Source organism: Enterobacter cloacae complex sp. SHL018 (assembly GCF_049237905.1).
GTDB classification, from domain to species: Bacteria; Pseudomonadota; Gammaproteobacteria; order Enterobacterales; family Enterobacteriaceae; genus Enterobacter; species Enterobacter hormaechei_C.
This window is the reverse complement of record NZ_JBMKJE010000005.1, coordinates 176,780-200,703: the sequence shown is the minus strand read 5'-3', so window position 1 is coordinate 200,703 and position 23,924 is coordinate 176,780. Positions and strand designations below refer to the sequence as shown.

Sequence of the window (23,924 nt, the reverse complement as noted above, 5' to 3'; positions counted from 1 at the left end):
GTTTATGCTGCTTCACATTCTCTATCTTATTGGCATTACCGCAGAAGCCATGACCGGCGCGCTCGCTGCCGGACGTCGCCGTATGGACACCTTCGGCGTGATTATTATTGCCACGGCCACCGCGCTCGGCGGCGGGTCCGTGCGCGATATCCTGCTTGGCCATTATCCGCTCGGCTGGGTAAAAAACCCTGAGTACGTCATTATCGTGGCAACGGCAGCCGTGCTAACCACGATTGTGGCCCCGGTGATGCCTCATCTGCGCCGCGTGTTCCTGGTGCTGGATGCGCTTGGGCTGATTGTTTTTTCCATCATTGGCGCACAAATCGCTCTCGATATGGGTGAAGGCCCGGTTATCGCCACCATTGCTGCCGTGATCACGGGCGTGTTTGGCGGGGTGCTGCGGGATATGTTCTGCAAACGTATCCCGCTGGTTTTCCAGAAGGAACTGTATGCCGGCATCTCCTTTGCCGCGGCAGTGCTTTATGTCGCCTTGCAGCACTATGTCACCAGCCACGATGTGGTGGTTATCTCCACCCTGCTGTTTGGCTTCACCGCGCGTATGCTGGCATTGCGCCTTAAGCTGGGCCTGCCCGTTTTTCATTACAAACACAATGCGCATTAATGTCAGAGCGGGCAGGCGCCGGATAATCAGTTACTCGAATAGTTGTAACCGTAATGATGATAGCCGTAGCCGTAAGCGTTGCTTGCCCGCTTAACGACGCCGTTGAGAATCACCCCTTTAGTATTGACGCCACTCTGCTCCAGACGCTGTACACAGACCAGCATCTCCTTCACGCTGTTCATCCCGAAGCGGGCGACCAGCAGCGTGGTGCCTGCGCGACGGCCGACAACCGCCGCGTCGGTGACCGCCAGGATCGGTGGCGTATCGATAATCACCAGATCATAGCGTTCATTCGCCCAGTCCAGCAGCTGCTGGAAACGCGTATGCATCAGAAGCTCCGCCGGATTAGGGGGGATTTGCCCGCGCACGATGGTATCGAACCCGCCTTTATCGAAGGTCTGTACGCCCTGGGTAAACTCCGCCTTACCGGACAACATCTCCGACAAGCCGCAGGTCTTGTCGAGCTTAAACAGATCATGGGCATACCCGCGACGCATATCCGCATCAATATAGAGCACTTTCTGGCCCGCCTGCGCCACGACGGCCGCCAGGGTACTGCTGACAAAGGTTTTACCGCTGTCAGGCGTGGCGCCAGAGATCATCAGTATATTGTTCGCTGACTCCATCATCGCAAAATGCAGACTGGTGCGCAGGCCGCGAATCGCCTCCACGGAGAGATCGACCGGGTTATCCGCCGCCAGGAAGGGGATATGTTTGGTCTTATGGCGCAGCCCTGAGGACATAAAGTCTTTTTTGCGCAAACGCATCTTTTTAGCCAGCCATTCCGACAGCGGTACGGTGGCATAGACGTTAATCCCATGCTCCTCCAGCTGCTCCGGCGTTTCAATGCCCATACGCAGCATACTGCGCGCCAGGATCCAGCCCACAGAGACGAACAGACCCAGGAGAACCCCCAGAACGACGACCAGCGCTTTTTTCGGCTTGACTGGCTGCGGCCGGGTCACGGCCGGATCGATAATGCGGACGTTACCAATTGCGCTCGACCGGGCGATGCTCAGCTCCTGTTCGCGGTTAAGCAGCTGCTGGTAGATAACGCGTCCCGACTCCACATCACGGCTCAGGCGCAACACCTCCTGCTGGGTCGACGGCATGGACGATACCCGTTTATTCAGGCGGTTTTTTTCCTGCTCCAGCGTCTGGCGTTTCTCAATCAGCGCCCGGTAGGTGGGGTGATCTTTTTTGTAGAGCTGCGAAATTTCCGCTTCCCGGAAGGTCAGTTCATTGAGCTGATTGTCCGCATTTACAATCTGCTCCAGCACCGCTTTTGCCTCCAGGTTCAGGTCAACGGAGTCATTTTGCTGGCGATAGCGGTTGAGCTTCTCCTCGGCCTGGTCCAGCTCGCTGCGCACCTGCGGAAGCTGCTGCTTCAAAAATTGCAGGCTTTTCGCATCCTGCGCCGCCTGGCGAGCCACGTTCTGTTGTAAATAGTTATCGGCGATGCAGTTAAGCACGCGCGCCATCTCATCGGGATCTTCCCCCGTGATGGTCAGGCCAAGCATCCCACTGTCCTTGCTGCGCTCGCTCACGGAAAAACGCAGCTGTAGCGCGTCAATGGCCTCCAGCTCGCTCAGCTGTGTAATCGTAAATTGCGTACCCGGCTTCGCCTGGATAGCGGCAATGGTAATGGCGATATTCGCCGCGCTCAGCGGCTGTCCCACGACGCCCTGTAACGTCACGTTATCGCCTTCCAGCTGATAGTGGCCCTTCTCGCCGACGGTCAGCGTCAGCTTTTGCGCCCGGCCCGCGACAGGGGGAAGATTGAGCATACGGATATCGACGATGCCAGGCTGTTGGCCGGTGAGCCGCGCCCAGCCGCGTCCGACAAGGGGAAAATAGTTTTCACTTACCTGCGTGTGCAGGTTCAGGTCATCAATCGTTTTACCGAGGATCATGCGCGACTGGAGAAGCTGAAGCTCCGGCGCCGACTCAGGCGAGGAGTCAGGGATGAACTCGCTAAGGTTACTGAGTAGCGCGTTGCCCTGCTTCTGTTCCACCTGTATCAGCGCATCGGCCTGATAAACTGGTGTGGCAAAGAGCGCATAAAGCAGTGCCGCCAGCGTGAACAGCGCGGTAAGGATGAGAATAAATTTTCGGTGGTCGAGCAACTCACCCAACAGGCGCACCAGATCGATCTCGTTATTCGCGGCAGACGCATCATGGGCGTGAAGGTTATTTGTTGACATAAAACGTAACTATCCCGTGTGATTAACTGAGCCGTTTCGCCCATTCCAGACTGGCCTGCTCCAGCAGCCCATAAACATATTCAAATGCGTCCCGGTTTTTACGGTAGGGGTCCGGGATCTCTTTTCTGCCCGTCCAGTGACCAAAGAGCATCATTTTGCCGCGCGCCTCCGGTGCGATAGCCGTGACCTGCTCGATATGTTCCAGCTCCATCGCCAGAATCAGATCGTAATCGCGCACCATGGCGGGGGTGAGCCTGCGCGCCACGTGGCCCTCAAGCAGGGTGCCGCGTTCGGCGGCGATCTCTGTCGCCTGTGAATCGGCGGTGCGCCCTTCCAGGCCACAAATTCCCGCTGAATCGACCCGGGCGGCGGGAAGCAACCGACGCAGCAGCCGTTCCCCAATGGGAGAGCGGCAGATATTGCCGGTACAGATCACCAGGATGGCGTTAAACGTTAGTTTGGCCATGTTCTGATATATCTCCCTGTTTCAGTCAGGTCATGTACGCCGGTAATGGTCGGCACAAGCTGAGAGATCACGCGGTTCCAGCGCACCAGCGGCGCGGTGGTGACATAGACGATGTCGTAAGGCTCAAGCTGAAATTCGGTGCTCAACACCATCGCGGTGGCATCCCGGGCGTTAAGCTGGTAGATGTTGGCGATTTTGCCGTTCTGCTTGCCCTGCAACGGACGAATCACAAAGATCCCCGTGGCGTCGGCCATATCCTGATTTACGCCTTGCGCATTACCCAGCGCTTCCGCCAGCGTCATGCCGCTACGGTCCATCTTCAGGGTGCTCTGTTTACCCACCTCGCCCATGACAAACACTTTCAGGTCGTCATTACGGGGAATGAAGAGAATATCGCCCGGATAGAGGAGTTTGTTCTGGGTGAGATCGCCGCGCTGCATCAGCGCGTAGAGAGAAATGTGCGTGTCCTGGCCGTTATGGGTCAGCACCACGTGGCGCCAGTCCGCCTCCGACGTCAGGCCGCCTGCCGCATTGATCGCATCCATTATGGTCAGCGGAATGTTAGTGATGGGCTGCTGGCCCGACTTAGCCACTTCGCCCGTCACGTAGGCTTTTTGCGAGCGGAACGCCGCGACGCTGACATCCACCTGCGGGCTCTCAATCACCGAGTCCAGCCGGGCGGCGATCTCATCGCGCACCTGGGCCAGCGTTTTGCCGACGACGCGGATTTTGCCGATATAGGGGTAGAAGATCGTGCCATCGGCATTCACCCAGTTGCCCGTATCGCTGGCGCTACGGTACTGACCTGCGGGGGTGGTCAGCTCCGGGTGGTCCCAGACGGTAACCATCAGCACGTCGCCGACGCCGATGCGATATTGGTAGTTCTGAAGCTGGCGATCCAGTTCAGGATTCGCGCAGGAGTCGACTTTGCCAGGCAGCAACTGCTCCACCAGCCCCGGCGTGAGCGGATAGACGTTGACCATCTTATTCAGATCGTAATTGCTGTCAGGCAGATCGATAATATCTTTGCCCTGGGTGCGAAGTCCCTGGCCCGGTACGATAGTACAACCGCTTAACGCCATCATAGCCAACGCAAGCACGGAAAATTTAACGTTTTTCATTCAGGAAAATCATCTGGTTAAGTAATGCCTGTTTCATCCGGTACTACTGCCCTACCGGGGTTTCGCGTTCTGACGTCATGTCATAGAGCTGATATTTACGGCCTAACATCTGGCCGCCATCACGGGTGAGAGGCGTCCACGAGACCACCGCCCGGTTGCGATTTGGGCCGATCGTCATCAGATCAAGCGGGATCGAGATGTAGAAGCCTTTGCTAAAGCCACCTTCGCCATAATCCTCTTTCGAGACGTTGGTCAGCGCCGCCCAGACGCCTACCGTCACGCCGCTGTCGAATCGCTTCGCGACGTCGAGGGTGGCGCCTTTATCCTTCGCCAGGTACTGCCCGACGCTCAGCTTCATCAGCACGCTGTTGAGCTTCGCCGGGTTCCAGTAGGCGGTGATAAATCCGGTTGGCGCGCTGTAGTCGGTGAAGCGCATCATGTCGTCCCAGTCGCGCTGCTTGACGTAGTTCGCATCCACGCCCAGCGCCCAGTCGCTATCCAGCGGGCGCCAGAGCGCCTCTGCTCCCACGCCGCCGTACATGGTTTCGAGGTAGCCGCCATAAATCTGGGCATAGAAGCCGTGCCCCAGCGCATCGACATAGTTGGCCTGTAAGTTGTTGATATAGACGTCATTGCTGACATAATCGCGAATATGGGTTCTGACGCGCGGCAGGCTGGAGTCGGCGGGAAGTAGCGAGGATTTGAACTTGTCGTAGTTGTTATAGAGGTTGGCGAACACGCCGCCGTCGAGCAGCAGACGATCGGTCAGCCAGTAGCTGGCGCTGGCCATCACCCCCACCTGAAACATATAGAAATCTTCCGGGCCGCCCAGCGACTGCGCCAGCGTCGGTTTGACGCTGTAGCTGAAGCGATCGGCGCGAATACGGTAGCCGCGCCCGAACGCTGTGGTATCCACAGGCTCGACGCGCTGCTGCCTGAGCGCCTCCTCCTGGCCGAGCGGCTGTCCCGCCAGCTGTTTGCGCAGGCTGGCGACATCGGTTTGCGTCGTGACCAGCGGCAGATGGTCACGCTGCTGGGTGATAGCGATCGTGTCGACCCCGTCGGGCAGGTTATTGATCAGAATACGGTTGGCGCGATCCACCGCTTCGCGCGGATCGCGATAGCGATACTGTTCGCCGGTCATGTATAAGGTATTGCCGTGCTGAAGGATCTCCGGCGCATCGAAGCCTGCGTTGTACTTAAGCGCGGTGAGCTGGTTTGCCGCCGAGGTATAGTCCAGCGTCTCGCCTGCCGGTGCCGGTTGCCAGGCCGGTTTCGGGTTATCACGCAGCGCGGGGCGCAGATCGTTAAAGTTGGTCCGCAGGGTGAAGCCAAACATCAGCGTATTGCCGCGCTCGTAGCTGAGGTTGAGATCGGCCCAGTCGGCAACGCGATAGACTGCCCCCACGTTGATATGGCTCGACTGCTTAATGGAGCCGGCAAAATCATCGGCATAATTGTTGCCGTCATACTCGAGCTTCAGGCGCAGGGGCTGCCAGGGCGTCTGATACTGGAGGCCGCCAAACAGCGACGCCGGACCACGAAACATATCGCTAAAGCTGATATCCCCGGCATCATGTGATTCGCCGCGGGTGCAATACTTATTGTTGTCGTGGCACAGCGGGTTACCCACGTTGTCGCTATTACCGGGATATCCCCAGGCTATTCCAAAGGTAAAATCGACCGGTCCGGCCATTTTATTGGCAACCAGATATTGACCGTCGAACAGGCCGGTGCCCGCAATATCGCGCTTGCCGAGCGCCACCTGCGGCAGGCTATAGTCCTCTTCCCACAGACGAACCTTAAAATCGAACGACTTATCCTTGTAGCTTTGATCGCCGCTGAAATCCTCGTCGCTGCTGTATTTGCGGGTGCGGACGTCGGTATAACGAATCGTCCCTTCCAGCCACGGAAAGAGCACGACCGAAGAGGAGTAAAAACGATACTGGTCGTTATCGCGGTAGTTGACGCTGAATTCCCCTTCCCGACCAAAGCGCGCGTCGGGCATTTGCATCAGGCCGGTGCCGCCAAAGTCGGACTGTGAAGGTCCGGTCGGATCGGGCCAGGTACGCAGCTCCGCGTGGCAGGCAGAAGAGATCGCCAGAGCAAGGCCGCTCAGTAAAAAAAGTTTGTTCATCAGTCAGGTATCCGCCGCGTCAGGAGCGCAACGATTTGCTCATTCAGACCGGTAAAATCGTCCGGCACCGCCCGGGGATCAAACCCCACCCACAGAACAGCGCCCGGCTCTGCTTCAATATGGCGTGCGTTCCAGTACGCCACCGGCGCAACAACCCTACTGCCGTCAGGATCGATAACGGTCACGTTATTCCTGTCGGCGCCAGCCAGCCGCAGCTGCCCCTGTAAGTAATCCCTGATGCTTGCGCCCGGTCGCCAGGCCAGTTTCCCCGGTGTGGCGACCGCCCCCATCAGCGTGACGGTGCGGGGCGCAGGCGAGAGCCACAGATCGTAACGGCCCTCAAGGGAACGATCGCCGCGGGCGTCGGTACGCACGGCGTCTGGATCGAGGCTGACAAACTGCCGCCCGACGATCCGCAGGGAGCGGATCTGTGCAGCGACAGCGCGAATGGTCGCGATCCGCTCGTCATCGGCGCGATTCTGCCAGGCTGAAAGCGACGCCAGCACCTGCTGTTGCGTCTGTTGCGCGCGCCGCGTGGCGGAAGGGGTTGCGATGACAGCGCCCTGCCACCAGACGTTGTTCAGCTGCGGCTGGGTGACCAGCCGGGAGAGCGTATCAGCCGGTTCAGCAGACCACGTTTTGCCCGGCTGATGCACGGTAACGACGCTTGCGCATAAGGCGGGCAGGCTGAAGAGAGATAGCCCTACACCAGGTAACCATTTTCTGAGTCTGTTCATGGGGCGGGCTTCAACATCGTCATGGCGACAGGGAATACGCCCGCGCCGAGCATCTGTTCGCTCTGGCGTACCTGGCCGGTGGCGGAATCAATCCAGAAGGTGTTATGCCAGCGACGATCGAGGCCGTCGGCCTGCACCGTCTCCTGCCAGACCTGACAACGTAGCGTATTTCCGGCAAGGGTCAGGTTTTCCATCCCGCTCAGGGAGAAGCGCGAGGTCAGGTGTGCGGAGCGATACCGCCCCTCTTCCTGCCAGCGCACATCACGCGACCACTGGCTGCCGTCGCGGAGCTGCGGCGTGTGGCGCAGCGGATCGTGCTCAAGATTGGTTACCTCAAGCAGGTTATAAGGGAGCTTGAGCGTGTGGATAAGGCGACCGTTATGCGTAACGATCATCGCATTATCCTGCGATAACCACTTACTGTTTCCCTGTTCGATGTATCCGAGAACCACCAGGATCCTCGGGCCATTATCCAGACGCAGGTACATGGTTGAGTATGGGAGCGCCTGAATCTGCCCGTCCGTTACCGTCACATCCTGGCGCCCGTCCAGGCTGGCGTTAAAGGTCTCAATAATGCTCTGCTGGCTCGGCGTACATCCCTGGATCAGCAGAGTCATGATGAGCAGAATAAACAGTCTCACCAGAAATCCTTGATTAAATAACATTGAAATCAATTAAATACCCGGCTTTGATATTTCCGCCGGGTCAAGTCGTTGCGCTGTTCAGCGCAAAGCTATATCGCCTTGCGCGCCAGCCTTAGCGGGTAACTGTCGTCGTGGAAGTACCATTGCCTGAGTCATCGCCACTGTCGCTTGCCGCGACAACGGCTAACGTCGCTACGCCGGCAATCGCAGCGGTGGTGACAACAGCGGTTGTCCCAATCGCGCCTGCCGCCAGTCCTCCCGTAGTGCCAGCGGTAGTTCCCACCGTTGCTCCGGTTGTTGTACCGGTTGTTGCTGCGCTGGTGCTACCTGCTTCGGTGGTAGCGCCTATAGCAGGCAGGGCAGTCGCCAGCGTGAGTGCCGTCAGCACTGTACAAAGCGTCCTTTTCATTTTTGGTCCTCATTCAAATGAAGGAAAATATGAGCACCTGGAAACCAGGTCCCGGTTAACGGGCATAAAGCCCGGGGCTGAATTCCGGCCCGACAGGGACGGAAAATCATCCATGTAAAAGCCCTGGGCTCTGAACACCAGCGCATATAAACCGCCAGGATATATTTCGGTACCCTTAATTGCTTCAATTGGAGTTCAGATAGTTAACTCCCTCACGGGGTGCAAAAAGAAAGGAAAACGCAGAAGTGATGCGAAATGCACCCCAGCGGTAACTACCTTAAAAATTTTGGATAAGATAATTCTTATAATAATTTGACGCAATGATTTCCGGCAGAATAAATATGACCAATTGTTAACCAAGAAAAACTCAACACATTATTAATAAAACAGTTAAGTGATTGAAATTAAAAGTAACACCTCATTCAGCATACAGGCTACATCACCTATAACCCCTTCATTCCCGGCTATTGCTCTCGATTAATAGTGATTGAGATCAATTATGCCGATCTCTCAAAGAAAATAAAAACGCAAGCAGAGCAAATCCTGAAATCGGGATCGGGATCGGGAATAATATTTCCTCAAAATATATTTACCATGAATAATTCATTTATATTCATAATTATTGCGTATATAAACCGCGTCTCATAAATACGCTATTCACGGCAGCGGAAGTGTGCCCCCTCGCCAGTCTGTTCAGGAGCGCACGCAGATTAAAATCCACCGATGTGCTCTGCGGCCAGCCATTTTGCCAGGGCATCAATCTGAGGCTGATGCAGCCAGTTTACGATCTGGCGGGCCTTCTCCTGCCCGACACCCGGCAGCATCCGCCACTCCGCTTCGCTTCGCTGAATCAGCGCCTGCCAGGTGCGATCCCCTGCCGCCTTGAGCGTCGACCGGGCCAGCGGTATTCCCATCGCGGTGATCCAGCGGATAAAAGGTCGCTCCCGCGCCAGGTTAAACTGATGCCACAGCGCAGCGCCATGCGATGCCGATATCCCCGCCGTCGCGGTGAGCTGCGCCTGCGTGAGCTGTAGCCAGGAGAAGAGGTGCTCAAACCGATGCGCCTGATAGAGGGTCCGCCATCCTGATTCGCCCATTCCTTCGATATCTAACGCCTGCCTGGAACTTAGCCACGTCAGCCGGGCAAAAAATTGCTCCATGCACTCCGGGGAGGCATAGAAACAGGTTAAGCCGTTATAGCGCGATGAGGGCGGCTGCGGTTTACGGCGATCCACATTGCGCCACACCACGTTATCCAGCCGGGGAATACCTTGTCCCGCCAGGCTTACCAGCACCTGATCGCCGGGGGCAATATCCAGCCTCTGCCAGCGGTTAACCGACCCTAAGCTGACGCGCTGTACGCGTTTATCGTCGAGCATCAGCGGCTCAAGCTGCGCAATCGCGGTGATCCGCCCGGTACGGCCAACGGTAAAGTGAATCGCTTTGACTTCCGTCACCTGGGCCACAGGAAGGTATTTCCATGCGACGACCCAACTCCCTTCCCCCGGCAGCCATCGCTCGCCCGGCGGCTCTGCCGAGGCGCGAACCACAATACCATCCGTGGCGAAGGGCAACGAAGCCTTAAACCAAACCGTCCGCTGCGCCTCCACATCAGCCGCGTTTTTAACCGGCACGGTATAGCGGGCCGTCAGGGTAAAACCTGCCTCCGCCAGCGTGGAAAGGCGTGCTTTCATCGCTTTTGGGCCGTTCGGCCAGGCCCAGATAAAAATGCCTGTCTGCTTCAGCGCTGCGCGATCGGTCGCGCGCATCATCGCTCCCGCTACCTTCGCACGCGCGTTCATCCCTCCCATCCGCTGCTGGATATGCCCCTCGCGCAGCAGAAAAAGTTCACCCTGCAACACGCTGTTGGCAAGCGGCCCGGCCAGCGTTTGCGGAATAGCGGGGATCATTCGCGCCTGTGCCGTCCACTCTTCCCCCTGTAAGCCGTCGCCCCGGCTAATCGCCTGCACCAGCTTGCCGTTTTTGTAGACCAGGGTGACCGCAACACCATCCACCTTTGGCTGTACCCAGAGATCCTGCTTCGTCGCCATCCAGCGGCTAAGCGCCTGCTTGCTTTCTACCTTATGCACGCCGGTATGGGCGAAGGGATGTTTCACCGTCCCACTGGCAGCTGGAAGATCGTCGTGCAGCGGTTCATCGTGAAAACAGCGCTGCCACTGTTTTAAGCGGGCGTTAAGCCTGTCGTAAACGTCGTCGCTCACCTCGCTGCTGCCCTGCTTCCAGTAATCATCATTCCAGCGGGTCAGCTGCGCCTTCAGGGCCGCGATCTCCTGCCCGGCTTTAGCCGGTGACCAGACCGGGCAGATAGCCATCGCCCCGCTGCTTAAGAAGATCATCAGTATGCTTATCCATTTCACCATTATTACCCCTCCCTGTTTTGCGAAGGGTATACCCTGCCCGGGAGCCGCAGACCAGCTGCAAAATTGCATTTTACGAGCGCGCTTCAGCGCATTGTTTTTATTGCAGCAAAAAGAAGGTAAAAGCTGAAAACGGCACGCAAAATTTAATCATCCAGGGGAAAAAGTGTGACAAAGGCTACGTCACACAGCGGCGACGTGTATAATAAGCCCGTATGTAGGACTTCTTCGTTAACACATACAAAAGACTCTCATGGCTCAAGGCACGCTTTATATTGTTTCTGCCCCTAGTGGCGCGGGTAAATCCAGCCTTATTCAGGCACTGTTAAAAACCCAACCGTTGTACGATACGCAGGTTTCTGTTTCTCACACCACGCGAGCACCGCGTCCGGGTGAAGTGCACGGTGAACACTATTTCTTTGTGAATCACGACGAATTCAGAGCGATGATTGGCAGAGACGCGTTTCTTGAACACGCAGAAGTTTTCGGTAACTACTACGGTACTTCGCGTGAAACCATTGAGCAGGTACTGGCGACCGGCGTTAACGTGTTCCTGGATATCGACTGGCAGGGCGCACAGCAAATTCGTAAGAAAATGCCTGATTCGCGCAGTATCTTTATTTTACCGCCATCGAAAGATGAACTGGATCGCCGCCTGCGTGGTCGCGGCCAGGACAGCGAAGAAGTTATCGCGAAGCGTATGGCGCAGGCAGTTGCAGAAATGAGCCATTACGCGGAATATGATTACCTTATTGTGAATGATGATTTTGATGCCGCGCTGAGCGATCTCAAAACTATCCTTCGCGCAGAACGTCTGCGTATGAGCCGCCAGAAGCAGCGACATGACGCATTAATCACCAAACTGTTGGCAGACTGAACCCACTTTCAGTATCATGCCCAGTCATTTCTTCACCTGTGGAGCATTTTAAGTATGGCACGCGTAACTGTTCAGGACGCTGTAGAGAAAATTGGTAACCGTTTTGACCTGGTGCTGGTCGCCGCGCGTCGCGCTCGTCAGATGCAGGTAGGCGGTAAAGATCCGCTGGTACCGGAAGAAAACGATAAAACCACCGTTATTGCACTTCGCGAAATCGAAGAAGGTCTGATCAACAACCAGATCCTCGACGTGCGTGAGCGCCAGGAGCAGCAAGAGCAGGAAGCCGCTGAATTACAAGCTGTTACCGCTATTGCTGAAGGTCGTCGTTAATTAAACCTGCGGGTCGCCCTTGTATCTGTTTGAAAGCCTGAATCAACTGATTCAAACCTACCTGCCTGAAGACCAGATTAAGCGTCTTCAGCAGGCGTATCTCGTTGCACGTGACGCTCACGAGGGCCAGACACGTTCAAGCGGTGAACCCTATATCACGCACCCGGTAGCGGTGGCCTGTATTCTGGCCGAGATGAAACTCGACTACGAAACGCTGATGGCCGCCCTGCTGCACGACGTGATCGAAGATACCCCTGCCACCTACCAGGACATGGAACAGCTGTTTGGCAAAAGCGTTGCCGAGCTGGTGGAAGGGGTCTCTAAGCTTGATAAGCTGAAATTCCGCGACAAGAAAGAGGCGCAGGCCGAAAACTTCCGCAAGATGATCATGGCGATGGTGCAGGATATCCGCGTCATTCTCATCAAACTGGCTGACCGCACCCACAATATGCGCACGCTGGGCTCACTTCGCCCGGATAAACGTCGCCGCATCGCCCGTGAAACCCTCGAAATTTACAGTCCGCTGGCGCACCGTTTAGGTATTCATCACATTAAAACCGAGCTGGAAGAGCTGGGTTTTGAGGCGTTGTACCCGAACCGCTATCGCGTGATTAAAGAGGTGGTGAAAGCCGCTCGCGGTAACCGTAAAGAGATGATTCAAAAGATCCTCTCTGAAATCGAAGGGCGTTTGCAGGAAGCGGGCATTCCGTGCCGCGTGAGCGGTCGCGAAAAGCATTTGTACTCTATCTACTGCAAAATGGTGCTCAAAGAGCAGCGTTTTCACTCGATCATGGATATCTACGCGTTCCGCGTCATCGTCCACGATTCAGACACCTGTTATCGCGTGCTGGGGCAGATGCACAGCCTGTACAAGCCGCGTCCGGGGCGCGTCAAAGATTACATCGCCATTCCAAAAGCGAACGGATACCAGTCTTTGCACACCTCCATGATTGGCCCGCACGGTGTCCCTGTTGAGGTGCAGATTCGTACCGAAGATATGGATCAGATGGCGGAGATGGGTGTCGCGGCGCACTGGGCTTATAAAGAGCACGGCGGCGAAAGCAGCACCACCGCGCAAATCCGCGCCCAGCGCTGGATGCAGAGCCTGCTGGAGCTGCAACAGAGCGCAGGTAGCTCGTTTGAATTTATCGAGAGCGTTAAATCCGATCTCTTCCCGGATGAGATTTACGTTTTCACGCCGGAAGGGCGCATTGTCGAACTGCCTGCGGGCGCGACACCGGTCGACTTCGCTTACGCCGTGCATACCGATATCGGCCATGCCTGCGTAGGTGCCCGCGTCGACAGGCAGCCGTATCCGCTGTCGCAGCCGCTTTTCAGCGGACAGACGGTGGAGATCATTACCGCGCCGGGGGCACGTCCTAACGCCGCCTGGCTGAACTTTGTCGTGAGCTCAAAAGCGCGCGCAAAAATCCGCCAGCTGCTGAAAAACCTCAAGCGCGACGACTCCGTTAGCCTGGGGCGTCGTCTGCTCAATCACGCGCTGGGTGGCAGCCGCAAACTGGCAGAGATCCCACCAGAAAACATTCAGCATGAGCTGGAGCGTATGAAGCTCGCCTCGCTGGATGACCTGCTGGCAGAGATTGGTCTCGGCAACGCCATGAGCGTGGTCGTGGCGAAGAATCTGCAACAAGGCGAAACGACAGCCGTTCCTGCCACCACGCAAAATCATGGTCACCTGCCGATCAAAGGCGCTGACGGGGTGCTCATCACCTTCGCCAAATGCTGCCGTCCTATCCCGGGCGACCCGATTATTGCGCATGTCAGCCCGGGTAAAGGGCTGGTGATCCACCATGAATCCTGCCGTAACATCCGTGGCTATCAGAAAGAGCCTGAGAAGTTCATGGCGGTCGAGTGGGATAAAGAGACGGCCCAGGAATTTATCACTGAAATCAAGGTGGATATGTTCAACCACCAGGGTGCCCTGGCGAACCTGACGGCAGCGATCAACACCGCCTCATCCAACATTCAAAGCCTGAATACGGAAGAAAAAGATGGCCGCGTTTATAGCGCCTTTATTCGCCTGACCGCCCGTGACCGTGTGCATCTGGCCAATATTATGCGCAAGATCCGCGTGATGCCGGATGTCATTAAAGTCACCCGTAACCGAAACTAGCATTATGAATTCAAAACGTTACGAGCGAATCTGCGAAATGCTCGCCAGGCGTCAGCCTGATCTGACGGTCTGCATGGAGCAGGTCCATAAACCTCATAACGTCTCTGCTATCGTCCGCACCGCAGATGCCGTCGGCGTGCATGAAGTCCACGCCGTCTGGCCTGGCGCACGTATGCGTACCATGGCCTCCACCGCCGCAGGCAGCAACAGCTGGGTATCCGTGAAAACTCACCAGACTATTGGTGAAGCGGTCTCGCACCTGAAAGGGCGTGGCATGCAGGTTCTGGCAACCAACCTCTCTGCTAAAGCCGTGGATTTCCGTGAGATCGACTACACCCGTCCGACCTGCATTTTAATGGGCCAGGAGAAAACGGGGATCACGCAGGAAGCACTGGATTTGGCCGATCGGGACATCATCATTCCAATGATCGGCATGGTCCAGTCACTCAACGTGTCGGTCGCCTCAGCGCTGATCCTGTATGAAGCGCAGCGCCAGCGTCAGAATGCCGGAATGTACGAGCGCAGCAACAGCATGCTGCCGGAAGAGGAGCAGCAGCGCCTGCTGTTTGAAGGTGGCTATCCGGTGCTGGCTCGCGTTGCGAAGCAGAAGAAATTGCCTTACCCCCACGTCAACGCGCAGGGCGAAATTGAAGCCGATGCCGAGTGGTGGTCCACCATGCAGTACGCGGGGTAAATCATGAAAGGCCGCCTGCTGGACGCCATACCGCTCAACAGCCTGACGGGCGTGGGCGCGGCACAAAGCAGTAAACTGGCGAAGATAGGCCTGCACACCGTGCAGGATCTCCTGCTCCACCTCCCCCTGCGCTACGAAGACCGTACTCAGCTTTATAAGATTGGCGATCTGCTGCCCGCTATTTACGCCACCGTTGAAGGGGAAGTGCTGAACTGCAACATCACCTTTGGCGGACGCAGGATGATGACCTGCCAGATCAGCGACGGCACCGGCATTCTCACCATGCGCTTTTTCAACTTCAATGCGGCAATGAAAAACAGCCTTGCCACTGGACGACGCGTACTTGCGTACGGTGAAGCCAAACGGGGCAAATACGGCGCGGAGATGATCCACCCGGAATACCGCGTGCAGGGCGATCTCAGCTCACCTGAGCTACAGGAGACGCTCACGCCGGTCTATCCAACCACTGAAGGCATTAAGCAGGCTACGCTGCGCAAGCTCACCGACCAGGCGCTGGAGCTGCTTGATACCTGCGCCATTAACGAGCTGCTGCCGCCGGAGCTGGCGCAGGGCATGATGAGCCTGCCGGAGGCGTTGCGCACCCTGCACCGTCCACCGCCAACGCTTCAGCTTGTTGATTTAGAGAGCGGGAAACACCCCGCCCAACGGCGTCTTATCCTTGAGGAATTACTGGCTCACAACCTGAGCATGCTGGCTCTGCGCGCAGGAGCGCAGCGCTTCCACGCGCAGCCATTAAGCCAGCGTGATGAGCTCAAAGATAAGCTGCTGGCCTCACTGCCGTTTAAACCCACCGGCGCCCAGGCGCGGGTGACTGCCGAGATCGAACGCGATATGGCGCTGGATGTGCCGATGATGCGCCTGGTGCAGGGCGACGTGGGTTCCGGTAAAACGCTGGTCGCCGCGCTGGCCGCTTTGCGCGCCATCGCCCACGGTAAGCAGGTGGCGCTGATGGCGCCGACGGAACTGCTGGCCGAGCAGCACGCCAACAATTTCCGGAACTGGTTTGCCCCGCAGGGAATTGAAGTGGGCTGGCTGGCCGGGAAGCAGAAGGGCAAAGCGCGCCTTGCGCAGCAGGAAGCCATTGCCAGCGGGCAGGTGCAGATGATTGTCGGCACGCACGCCATTTTCCAGGAACAGGTGCAGTTTAACGGCCTGGCGCTGGTCATTATCGACGAACAGCACCGCTTTGGTGTTCATCAGCGTCTGGCGCTGTGGGAGAAAGGTCTGCAACAGGGCTTCCACCCGCATCAGCTGATCATGACCGCCACGCCGATTCCGCGCACCCTGGCGATGACGGCCTATGCCGATCTGGATACCTCCACCATCGACGAACTCCCCCCGGGTCGTACGCCGGTGACAACGGTCGCCATTCCGGACACGCGCCGCAGCGACATCATTGACCGCGTGCGCAACGCCTGCACCCACGAAGGACGTCAGGCTTACTGGGTCTGTACCCTGATTGAAGAGTCTGAGCTGCTGGAAGCGCAGGCTGCCGAAGCCACGTGGGAAGAGTTAAAGCTCGCCCTGCCGGAGCTGAACGTAGGTCTGGTTCACGGGCGCATGAAGCCTGCCGAGAAGCAGGCGGTGATGCAGTCGTTCAAACAGGGCGAGCTGCATTTGCTGGTCGCGACCACGGTCATCGAAGTGGGCGTGGACGTGCCGAACTCCAGCCTGATGATTATTGAGAACCCGGAGCGCCTGGGCCTGGCGCAGCTCCACCAGCTACGAGGCCGCGTGGGCCGTGGCGCGATCGCCTCTCACTGCGTGCTGCTCTACAAAGCCCCGCTGTCGAAAACCGCGCAGATGCGTTTGCAGGTATTACGCGACAGCAATGACGGCTTCGTCATTGCGCAAAAAGATCTGGAGATCCGCGGCCCGGGCGAACTGCTGGGCACGCGTCAGACGGGTAACGCCGAATTTAAAGTGGCGGATTTGTTGCGCGATCAGGCCATGATCCCCGAAGTACAACGCCTTGCGCGTCATATTCATGAACGCTACCCCGAACAGGCGGCAGCGTTAATTGAACGCTGGATGCCGGAAACCGAGCGGTATTCCAACGCCTGACGGTCAGCCAAACATCGGCAGCATCAGGTAGAGCTTAATGACCAGCGCGTTGACGATATCAATGAAGAATGCGCCCACCATCGGCACCACCAGAAACGCCATGTGCGACGGGCCGAACCGTTCGGTGATCGCCTGCATATTCGCGATGGCCGTTGGCGTCGCTCCCAGACCAAATCCACAGTGACCCGCAGCCAGTACCGCCGCATCATAGTTTTTGCCCATCATGCGCCAGGTAACAAAGATGGCATACAGCGCCATGAACACGGCCTGCACCGCCAGGATCGCCACCATCGGCAGCGCCAGCGAGGCCAGTTCCCACAGCTTGAGGCTCATCAGCGCCATCGCCAGGAACAGCGACAGGCTGACGTTCCCCAGCACGGACACTGCGCGCTCAAAGACGCGGTAGAAGCCCATCTGCGCCAGACCGTTGCTCAGGATCACCCCGATAAACAGCACGCAGACAAAGGTTGGCAGTTCGAAAGCCGTTCCCGCCAGCCATTGCGCAACGATTTTGCCCACGGTAAGGCAGATGGCAATCATGGCGATGGTTTCAATCATTACCAGCGAGGTGATACTACGGCCAACGTCCGGTTTTTCAAATGCGGTCGGCACCATTTCATCGTCTGGCCTGCCTTCCGGCGTGGTGGAGTGTTTCACCAGATAGCGCGCCACCGGGCCGCCAATCAGCCCGCCAAGCACCAGGCCAAAGGTCGCGCAGGCCATTGCCACTTCCGTTGCGTTTTCAAAGCCATAGCGTTCGATGAACAGCTTGCTCCACGCCGCGCCCGTTCCGTGGCCACCTGACAGGGTAATCGACCCCGCCAGCAGACCCATCAGCGGATCCAGCCCCAGCAGCGACGCCATACCGATGCCGATGGCGTTTTGCATCAGCAGCAGGCCCACCACAACAATCAGAAACACGCCCAGCACCTTGCCGCCCGAACGCAGGCTTGCGAGGTTAGCGTTCAGGCCGATAGTAGCAAAGAAGGCCAGCATCAACGGATCTTTCAGGGACATATCAAAATCGATTTCCCAGCCCATGCTTTTTTTCAGTACCAGCAGGGCCAGCGCCACCAGCAATCCACCGGCGACAGGTTCAGGAATGGTGTACTTTTTCAGAAAGGAAACACTGTGTACCAGCTTGCGACCAAGCAGAAGAACCAGCGTTGCGGCAACAAGGGTCGACAACGTATCGAGATGAATCATAAAAGGCTCCTGTTATGCGCGTGTTCCATACACACGCGGCGTTATCCTGGGCCGGGTGATGCTCGTCATGAGCCGCCGGCGCGAAAAGTGTAATTTTTTTTTCCTGTTCGTTGTAGAAAACCTGCTCACACCGGCAGATTTTCTCTCTTTTTTTTGCTGGCAATCGTTTGCTTTTACCAGGTGGTCAGCTAAAATGCCCGCTTTTCCACCGTGGGATTGCCGCCGATGTCTGTTAACACTCTGGAGTCTGCTGATGCGCAACCGATTGCGCAGAAGCAAAACAGCGAACTGATTTACCGCCTTGAAGATCGTCCCCCGCTGCCTCAAACCCTGTTTGCCGCCTGCCAGCACCTGCTGGCGATGTTCGTTGCGGTCATCACGCCGGCTCTGCTGATTTGCCAGGCGCTGGGGTTACCGGCGCAGGATACGCAACACATCATCAGTATGTCTCTGTTCGCTTCCGGCGTGGCCTCCATCATTCAAATTAAAGCCTGGGGTCCGGTGGGCTCGGGTTTGCTGTCGATTCAGGGCACCAGCTTTAACTTTGTGGCGCCGCTGATCATGGGCGGTACGGCACTGAAAACCGGCGGCGCAGATGTCCCGACGATGATGGCGGCGCTTTTCGGCACCCTGATGCTGGCAAGCTGCACAGAGATGATCATTTCCCGCGTTCTGCACCTGGCGCGCCGGGTGATCACCCCGCTGGTCTCCGGCGTGGTGGTGATGATTATCGGCCTGTCACTGATCCAGGTGGGTCTGACCTCCATCGGGGGCGGCTACGCGGCAATGAGCGACCATACCTTCGGCGCGCCGAAAAACCTGCTGCTGGCAGGCGTGGTGCTGGCGATCATTATTCTGCTTAACCGCCAGCGTAACCCGTACCTGCGCGTGGCATCGCTGGTGATCGCCATGGCGGCCGGTTACCTGCTGGCGTGGGCGCTGGGCATGCTGCCGGAAAACACCACCCCAACCAACAGCGCGTTGATTACCGTGCCAACGCCGCTCTACTACGGCCTGGGCATTGACTGGAGTCTGCTCCTGCCGCTGATGCTGGTCTTTATGATCACTTCGCTGGAAACCATCGGCGATATCACCGCCACTTCCGACGTGTCCGAGCAGCCGGTCTCCGGCCCACTGTACATGAAACGTCTCAAAGGCGGCGTGCTGGCGAACGGACTGAACTCGTTTGTCTCGGCGGTGTTCAACACCTTCCCGAACTCCTGCTTTGGCCAGAACAACGGCGTGATCCAGCTGACCGGCGTGGCCAGCCGCTACGTGGGCTTCGTGGTAGCGCTGATGCTGGTGGTCCTCGGCCTGTTCCCGGCGGTGAGCGGGTTTGTGCAGCACATCCCTGAGCCGGTGCTGGGCGGCGCGACGCTGGTCATGTTCGGTACCATCGCGGCCTCTGGCGTGCGTATCGTCTCCCGCGAGCCGCTGAACCGCCGCGCAATCATGATTATTGCGCTGTCTCTCGCCGTAGGGCTTGGCGTCTCCCAGCAGCCGATGATTTTGCAGTTTGCCCCGGACTGGGTGAAAAACCTGCTCTCTTCCGGCATCGCCGCGGGCGGTATTACCGCTATTGTGCTGAATCTCATTTTCCCGCCTGAAAAGAACTGATCCCCACACGGCAGGCTGTCAATGCCTGCCGTGACATCTCTTTACACCATTCCCGCCTTGAGCATTGCGCATAAATCGTGCATAACACCCTTATGTGCGTTTCGCGGGAAGGAAGACCATGAAATTTATTGGAAAGCTGCTTATCTATCTTCTGGTAGCCCTGCTCATTGTAGTGCTCGCCTTTTATTTTCTGCTCCAGACCCGCTGGGGCGCATCGCAGGTCAGCAGCTGGATCACGGTGAATACCGATTACGAGCTCAACTTTGACCTGATGGATCACCGCTTTTCATCCCCTTCTCACATCCTTCTGGAAAACGTTACCTTCGGACGAGATGGCAAACCGGCCACGCTGGTCGCTAAAAAAGTGGATATTGGCTTAAGCAGCCGCCAGATCACCGACCCGCTGCATATGGATGCCATCACCCTGTTCGATGGCACGCTGAATTTATCGCCGCAGACGGCGCCGCTGCCGTTCCAGGCCGACCGTCTGCAACTGAATAACATGGCCTTTAACAGCCCGAATACGGAGTGGGATCTCAGTGCGCAAAAGGTGACCGGCGGCGTCAGCCCGTGGCAGCCCGAGGCGGGGAACGTACTGGGAAAAAATGCGCAAATCCAGATGAGCGCCGGGTCGCTCACGCTCAACGGCATACCGGCCAACAACGTGCTGATTCAGGGACAACTCAACGGCAAAGAGGTGGTGCTGAATACCATCGGTGCCGATATGGCGCGCGGCTCGCTGACGGGCTCGGCTCTGCGTAATGCCGACGGTGGCTGGGTTATCAACACCCTGCGTCTGAATGAGATCCGCCTGCAAAGCGACAAATCGCTGCTGGATTTCTTCGCCCCTCTCTCCACCCTGCCTTCGTTACAGATTGGGCGGCTGGAAGTGACCGATGCCCGTCTACAGGGGCCAGACTGGGCGGTAACCGACCTCGATCTCAGCCTGCGTAACCTCACCCTGAGTAAAGGTGACTGGCAAAGCCAGGAGGGACGGTTATCCATGAACGCCAGCGAATTTATCTACGGCTCGCTGCATCTGTTTGACCCTATCCTGAATGCGGAATTCTCCCCGCAGGGCATTGCGCTGCGTCAGTTCACCTCCCGCTGGGAAGGAGGCATGGTGCGCACCTCCGGCAACTGGCTGCGCGAGGGTCAGGCGCTGGTGCTGGACGACGTTGCCATTGCCGGGCTGGAATATACGCTTCCGGAAAACTGGAAAACGCTGTGGATGGACCCGCTCCCGTCATGGCTGAACAGCGTGACGCTGAAAAAATTTGGCCTGAGCCGCAACCTGGTGATCGACATCGATCCGGCGTTCCCGTGGCAGATCACCTCCCTCGACGGTTATGGCGCTAATCTGCGGCTGGCGCAGGATCACAAGTGGGGCGTGTGGGGCGGTAACGCAACCCTCAACGGGGCGGCAGCAACCTTTAACCGCGTCGACGTGCGTCGCCCGTCGCTGGCGCTGAATGCCAACGCCGCAACGGTAAATATTACCGATCTGAGCGCCTTTACCGAGAAAGGGATCCTGGAAGCGACCGCCACCGTGTCACAGCTGCCACAGCGACAAACCACCGTGAGCCTGAACGGGCGCGGTGTACCGCTCAACGTTTTGCAGCAGTGGGGCTGGCCAGCGCTGCCGATTGCGGGCGACGGCAATATTCAGCTCACCGCCAGCGGCAGCGTGCAGGCGAATGCGCCGCTGAAGCCGACGGTGAACGGGAAGCTGAGCGCGGTGAATATGGATAAACAGCAGGTGCAACAGACCATGACGGGTGGTGTGGTGTCGACGGTGGCTCCGGCACAGTAAAAAGCCGGGTGGCGGCTTCGCCTTACCCGGCCTACGAGGTTTTGGTTCCTTCTACCGTGGGTGAGGGCATCAGACCGCATAATTACCGTAGGCCCGGTAAGCGAAGCGCCACCGGGCATTTTTCCAGCTCAGAGGTGAACCACCACCTCATCCCCCTCGGCTTTCACCACCACACCCCACTCGCTGCCCGCATGTGAACCGCCTTTTACGCCGCCGACCTTCTGCACGTTGCGCAAGCACACCGACCAGTTTTGCGCATCTCCCGCGCCGGTAAAGGTCACGACGTCGCCCTGACGTGACGCCTTCAGCGTAAACACCACAGAACCGTCCGCCGCAGGCACTTCACTTACCGCCGTTGCGCCATCGCTCAGGTTGAAGAGCTGGAAGGCCGTCCCCTCGTGCCACGCATAGTCTGGCTTCTGGTTATTGTTACCCAGCGCCAGCAGCGTGTTGTCGCGCACATAGACCGGCAGGCTCAGGAAATCATGCTGCTGCTTATGCCAGCGGCTACCCTGAATTTCGTCGTTGTGCCACAGGTGCGTCCAGCGCCCTTCCGGCAGGTAGAACTGCACGTCCCCCGCCTCGGAGAACACCGGCGCCACCATCATTGAATCCCCCAACATGTACTGGCGATCGAGGTAATCGCACGCCGGATCGTCCGGGAACTCCAGCATCATCGCCCGCAGCATCGGCGTGCCGAACTCGCGCGCCAGCGCCGCCTGACGATACAGGTACGGCATCAGCTGGCATTTCAGCTGGGTGAAGTGACGCACTACGTCGCAGGACTCGTCATCGTACGCCCACGGCACGCGGTAGGATTTGCTGCCGTGCAGGCGGCTGTGGCTGGAGAACAGCCCGAACGCGCACCAGCGTTTGTAGACGTGCGCCGGAGCGGTGTTTTCGAACCCGCCGATATCGTGGCTCCAGAACCCGAAGCCGGACAGCCCAATCGACAGCCCGCCGCGCAGGCTTTCGGCCATCGACTCATAGTTGGCGTAGCAGTCGCCACCCCAGTGTACCGGGAACTGTTGCGCACCCACGGAGGCAGAACGGGCAAACAGCACCGCCTCTTCTTCTCCCACCGTCTCTTTCAGCACGTTCCACACCAGTTCGTTGTAGATGTAGGCGTAATGGTTATGCATCTTCTGCGGATCGGAACCGTCAAACCACTGGATCTCCGTCGGGATACGCTCGCCGAAGTCGGTCTTGAAGCAGTCGACGCCGATCTCCACCAGGCCTTTCAGCTTGTCGGCATACCACCGGCACGCGTCCGGGTTGGTGAAGTCGTAGATCGCCAGCCCCGGCTGCCATTTGTCCCACTGCCACAGGGAGCCGTCCGGGCGCTTGAGCAGGTAGCCCTTCTCTTTCAACTCCCGGAAGATCGGCGATTTCTGGCCGATGTACGGGTTGATCCACACGCAGACCTTCAGCCCTTTCTCTTTCAGGCGGCGGATCATGCCTTCCGGATCGGGGAAGGTCACCGGGTCCCACTCGAAGTCGCACCACTGGAAGGCCTTCATCCAGAAGCAGTCGAAGTGGAACACGTGCAGCGGCAGGTCGCGCTCGGCCATGCCGTCGATAAAGCTGTTAACCGTCGCTTCGTCGTAGTTGGTGGTGAACGAGGTGGTCAGCCACAGGCCGAACGACCACGCAGGCGGCAGCGCCGGACGGCCGGTGAAGCGGGTATAGCGGTTCAGCACTTCTTTCGGCGTCGGGCCGTCGATCACGAAGTACTCCAGATACTCCCCTTCCACGCTGAACTGCACTTTGGAGACTTTTTCGGAGCCGACTTCAAACGAGACGTTCTCGGGGTGATTCACCAGCACGCCGTAGCCGCGGTTGGTCAGGTAGAACGGGATGTTTTTGTAGGATTGCTCGGTGCTGGTGCCACCGTCGCGGTTCCAGGTTTCGACCGTCTGGCCGTTGCGCACCAGCGCGGTAAAGCGCTCGCCCAGACCGTAGACCGTTTCGCCCACGCCCAGATCCAGACGTTCGAACACGTAATTGCGGTCGGTATTGCTGTCCTGCACGTAGCCGTTGTTTTTCAGCTGGCTGCCGGTAATGCGCTGGCCGTTACGCAGGAAATCCAGCGCCCAGAACTCGCCTTTGGTGACGCGCACGCTGACGCTGCCGCTTTTCAGCTCGGCAAATTTGGCGTTGTTTTCAATCTCAACTTTTACATCCTTCAGAACGTTCAGCGGATAGTGCGGACCGTTATTCAGCGCACCCTGGAAGTGCTCAATGCGCACCCCGACAATCCCTTCCTGCGGGGCAAACAGGCGCACCGTGAACATCAACGTGTCGAGCTGCCAGGTGCGTTCGCGCACGTCACGCGGCGCCACATACACCACCAGGTCATTGCCCTGCTGCTCCACGTCGAACACCTGCACCGGATAGGTCACATTCAGGCCCGGTTGAATAAGCCAGTTTCCATCACTGATTTTCATGCT

18 protein-coding genes are annotated in these 23,924 nt (G+C 57.8%); 8 read left to right on the top strand and 10 right to left on the bottom strand.

The window, feature by feature from the left end; translation table 11 throughout:
• Positions 1 to 4 precede the first annotated feature (4 nt).
• Positions 5 to 622, top strand: coding sequence for a trimeric intracellular cation channel family protein (locus tag ACOTY5_RS18550; RefSeq protein ID WP_015570045.1), 618 nt, complete (start codon positions 5 to 7; stop codon positions 620 to 622).
• Between the two features lie 26 nt (positions 623 to 648).
• Here the strand turns inward: ACOTY5_RS18550 and etk are convergent, their stop codons facing one another.
• From etk to ligB, 8 genes are all read right to left on the bottom strand, one after another.
• Entirely contained in the window at positions 649 to 2,826 is a 2,178-nt protein-coding gene (gene etk / locus ACOTY5_RS18545; protein ID WP_062934143.1) for a tyrosine-protein kinase, read from the bottom strand.
• A gap of 22 nt (positions 2,827 to 2,848) precedes the next feature.
• Positions 2,849 to 3,292, bottom strand: a complete 444-nt coding sequence (locus ACOTY5_RS18540) for a protein-tyrosine-phosphatase (RefSeq protein WP_045142428.1) — start codon at positions 3,290 to 3,292, stop codon at positions 2,849 to 2,851.
• Entirely contained in the window at positions 3,280 to 4,413 is a 1,134-nt protein-coding gene (locus ACOTY5_RS18535; RefSeq protein ID WP_045142427.1) for a polysaccharide export protein, read from the bottom strand. Before ACOTY5_RS18535 ends, ACOTY5_RS18540 begins: the two co-directional genes overlap by 13 nt.
• A 43-nt stretch (positions 4,414 to 4,456) precedes the next feature.
• Positions 4,457 to 6,550 carry a YjbH domain-containing protein gene (locus ACOTY5_RS18530; RefSeq protein WP_074132691.1) on the bottom strand — a complete coding sequence of 698 codons (2,094 nt, stop codon included), beginning with the start codon at positions 6,548 to 6,550 and terminating at the stop codon, positions 4,457 to 4,459.
• The gene (locus ACOTY5_RS18525) at positions 6,550 to 7,287 is read right to left on the bottom strand and encodes a capsule biosynthesis GfcC family protein (RefSeq protein ID WP_045142425.1); all 738 of its coding nucleotides are present in this window, start codon (positions 7,285 to 7,287) and stop codon (positions 6,550 to 6,552) included. The genes ACOTY5_RS18530 and ACOTY5_RS18525 overlap by 1 nt, the downstream gene beginning before the upstream one ends.
• Complete coding sequence (locus ACOTY5_RS18520) at positions 7,284 to 7,928, bottom strand: YjbF family lipoprotein (protein ID WP_045142465.1); 645 nt, start codon at positions 7,926 to 7,928, stop codon at positions 7,284 to 7,286. The genes ACOTY5_RS18525 and ACOTY5_RS18520 overlap by 4 nt, the downstream gene beginning before the upstream one ends.
• Positions 7,929 to 8,043: 115 nt before the next feature.
• Positions 8,044 to 8,340, bottom strand: a complete 297-nt coding sequence (locus tag ACOTY5_RS18515) for a hypothetical protein (RefSeq protein WP_017383628.1) — start codon at positions 8,338 to 8,340, stop codon at positions 8,044 to 8,046.
• A 710-nt stretch (positions 8,341 to 9,050) separates the two neighbouring features.
• Entirely contained in the window at positions 9,051 to 10,721 is a 1,671-nt protein-coding gene (gene ligB, locus ACOTY5_RS18510) for an NAD-dependent DNA ligase LigB (protein ID WP_062934144.1), read from the bottom strand.
• Between the two features lie 250 nt (positions 10,722 to 10,971).
• On the opposite strand from ligB, the gene gmk reads away from it, so the two are divergent.
• Genes gmk through recG form a run of 5 tightly spaced genes read left to right on the top strand, consistent with a single transcriptional unit; the run spans position 10,972 to position 16,838 of the window.
• A complete protein-coding gene (gene gmk, locus ACOTY5_RS18505; RefSeq protein ID WP_006177710.1) occupies positions 10,972 to 11,595 on the top strand; it encodes a guanylate kinase in 624 nt (207 codons plus the stop codon).
• Positions 11,596 to 11,649: 54 nt separating this feature from the next.
• Positions 11,650 to 11,925: a DNA-directed RNA polymerase subunit omega gene (gene rpoZ / locus ACOTY5_RS18500; protein WP_000135058.1), complete on the top strand. Its 276-nt coding sequence runs from the start codon at positions 11,650 to 11,652 to the stop codon at positions 11,923 to 11,925.
• 19 nt (positions 11,926 to 11,944) lie between these two features.
• Complete coding sequence (gene spoT / locus ACOTY5_RS18495; protein WP_003860921.1) at positions 11,945 to 14,059, top strand: bifunctional GTP diphosphokinase/guanosine-3',5'-bis pyrophosphate 3'-pyrophosphohydrolase; 2,115 nt, start codon at positions 11,945 to 11,947, stop codon at positions 14,057 to 14,059.
• Between the two features lie 4 nt (positions 14,060 to 14,063).
• Positions 14,064 to 14,753: a tRNA (guanosine(18)-2'-O)-methyltransferase TrmH gene (gene trmH / locus ACOTY5_RS18490; protein ID WP_003860922.1), complete on the top strand. Its 690-nt coding sequence runs from the start codon at positions 14,064 to 14,066 to the stop codon at positions 14,751 to 14,753.
• Positions 14,754 to 14,756: 3 nt separating this feature from the next.
• Positions 14,757 to 16,838, top strand: coding sequence for an ATP-dependent DNA helicase RecG (recG, locus tag ACOTY5_RS18485; protein ID WP_045142716.1), 2,082 nt, complete (start codon positions 14,757 to 14,759; stop codon positions 16,836 to 16,838).
• 3 nt (positions 16,839 to 16,841) lie between these two features.
• On the opposite strand, the gene gltS is transcribed toward recG, so the two are convergent.
• Complete coding sequence (gltS, locus tag ACOTY5_RS18480; protein WP_006812438.1) at positions 16,842 to 18,044, bottom strand: sodium/glutamate symporter; 1,203 nt, start codon at positions 18,042 to 18,044, stop codon at positions 16,842 to 16,844.
• Positions 18,045 to 18,269: 225 nt separating this feature from the next.
• Here gltS and xanP point away from each other — a divergent pair, with 225 nt between their 5' ends.
• The gene (gene xanP, locus ACOTY5_RS18475; RefSeq protein WP_015570053.1) at positions 18,270 to 19,661 is read left to right on the top strand and encodes a xanthine/proton symporter XanP; all 1,392 of its coding nucleotides are present in this window, start codon (positions 18,270 to 18,272) and stop codon (positions 19,659 to 19,661) included.
• 118 nt (positions 19,662 to 19,779) lie between these two features.
• Positions 19,780 to 21,474: an AsmA family protein gene (locus tag ACOTY5_RS18470; RefSeq protein ID WP_017383632.1), complete on the top strand. Its 1,695-nt coding sequence runs from the start codon at positions 19,780 to 19,782 to the stop codon at positions 21,472 to 21,474.
• Between the two features lie 128 nt (positions 21,475 to 21,602).
• Here ACOTY5_RS18470 and yicI read toward each other — a convergent pair whose 3' ends face one another.
• Positions 21,603 to 23,921 (bottom strand): alpha-xylosidase, encoded by a 2,319-nt coding sequence (yicI, locus tag ACOTY5_RS18465; RefSeq protein ID WP_045142715.1) that lies wholly within the window; start codon positions 23,919 to 23,921, stop codon positions 21,603 to 21,605.
• Positions 23,922 to 23,924 lie beyond the last annotated feature (3 nt).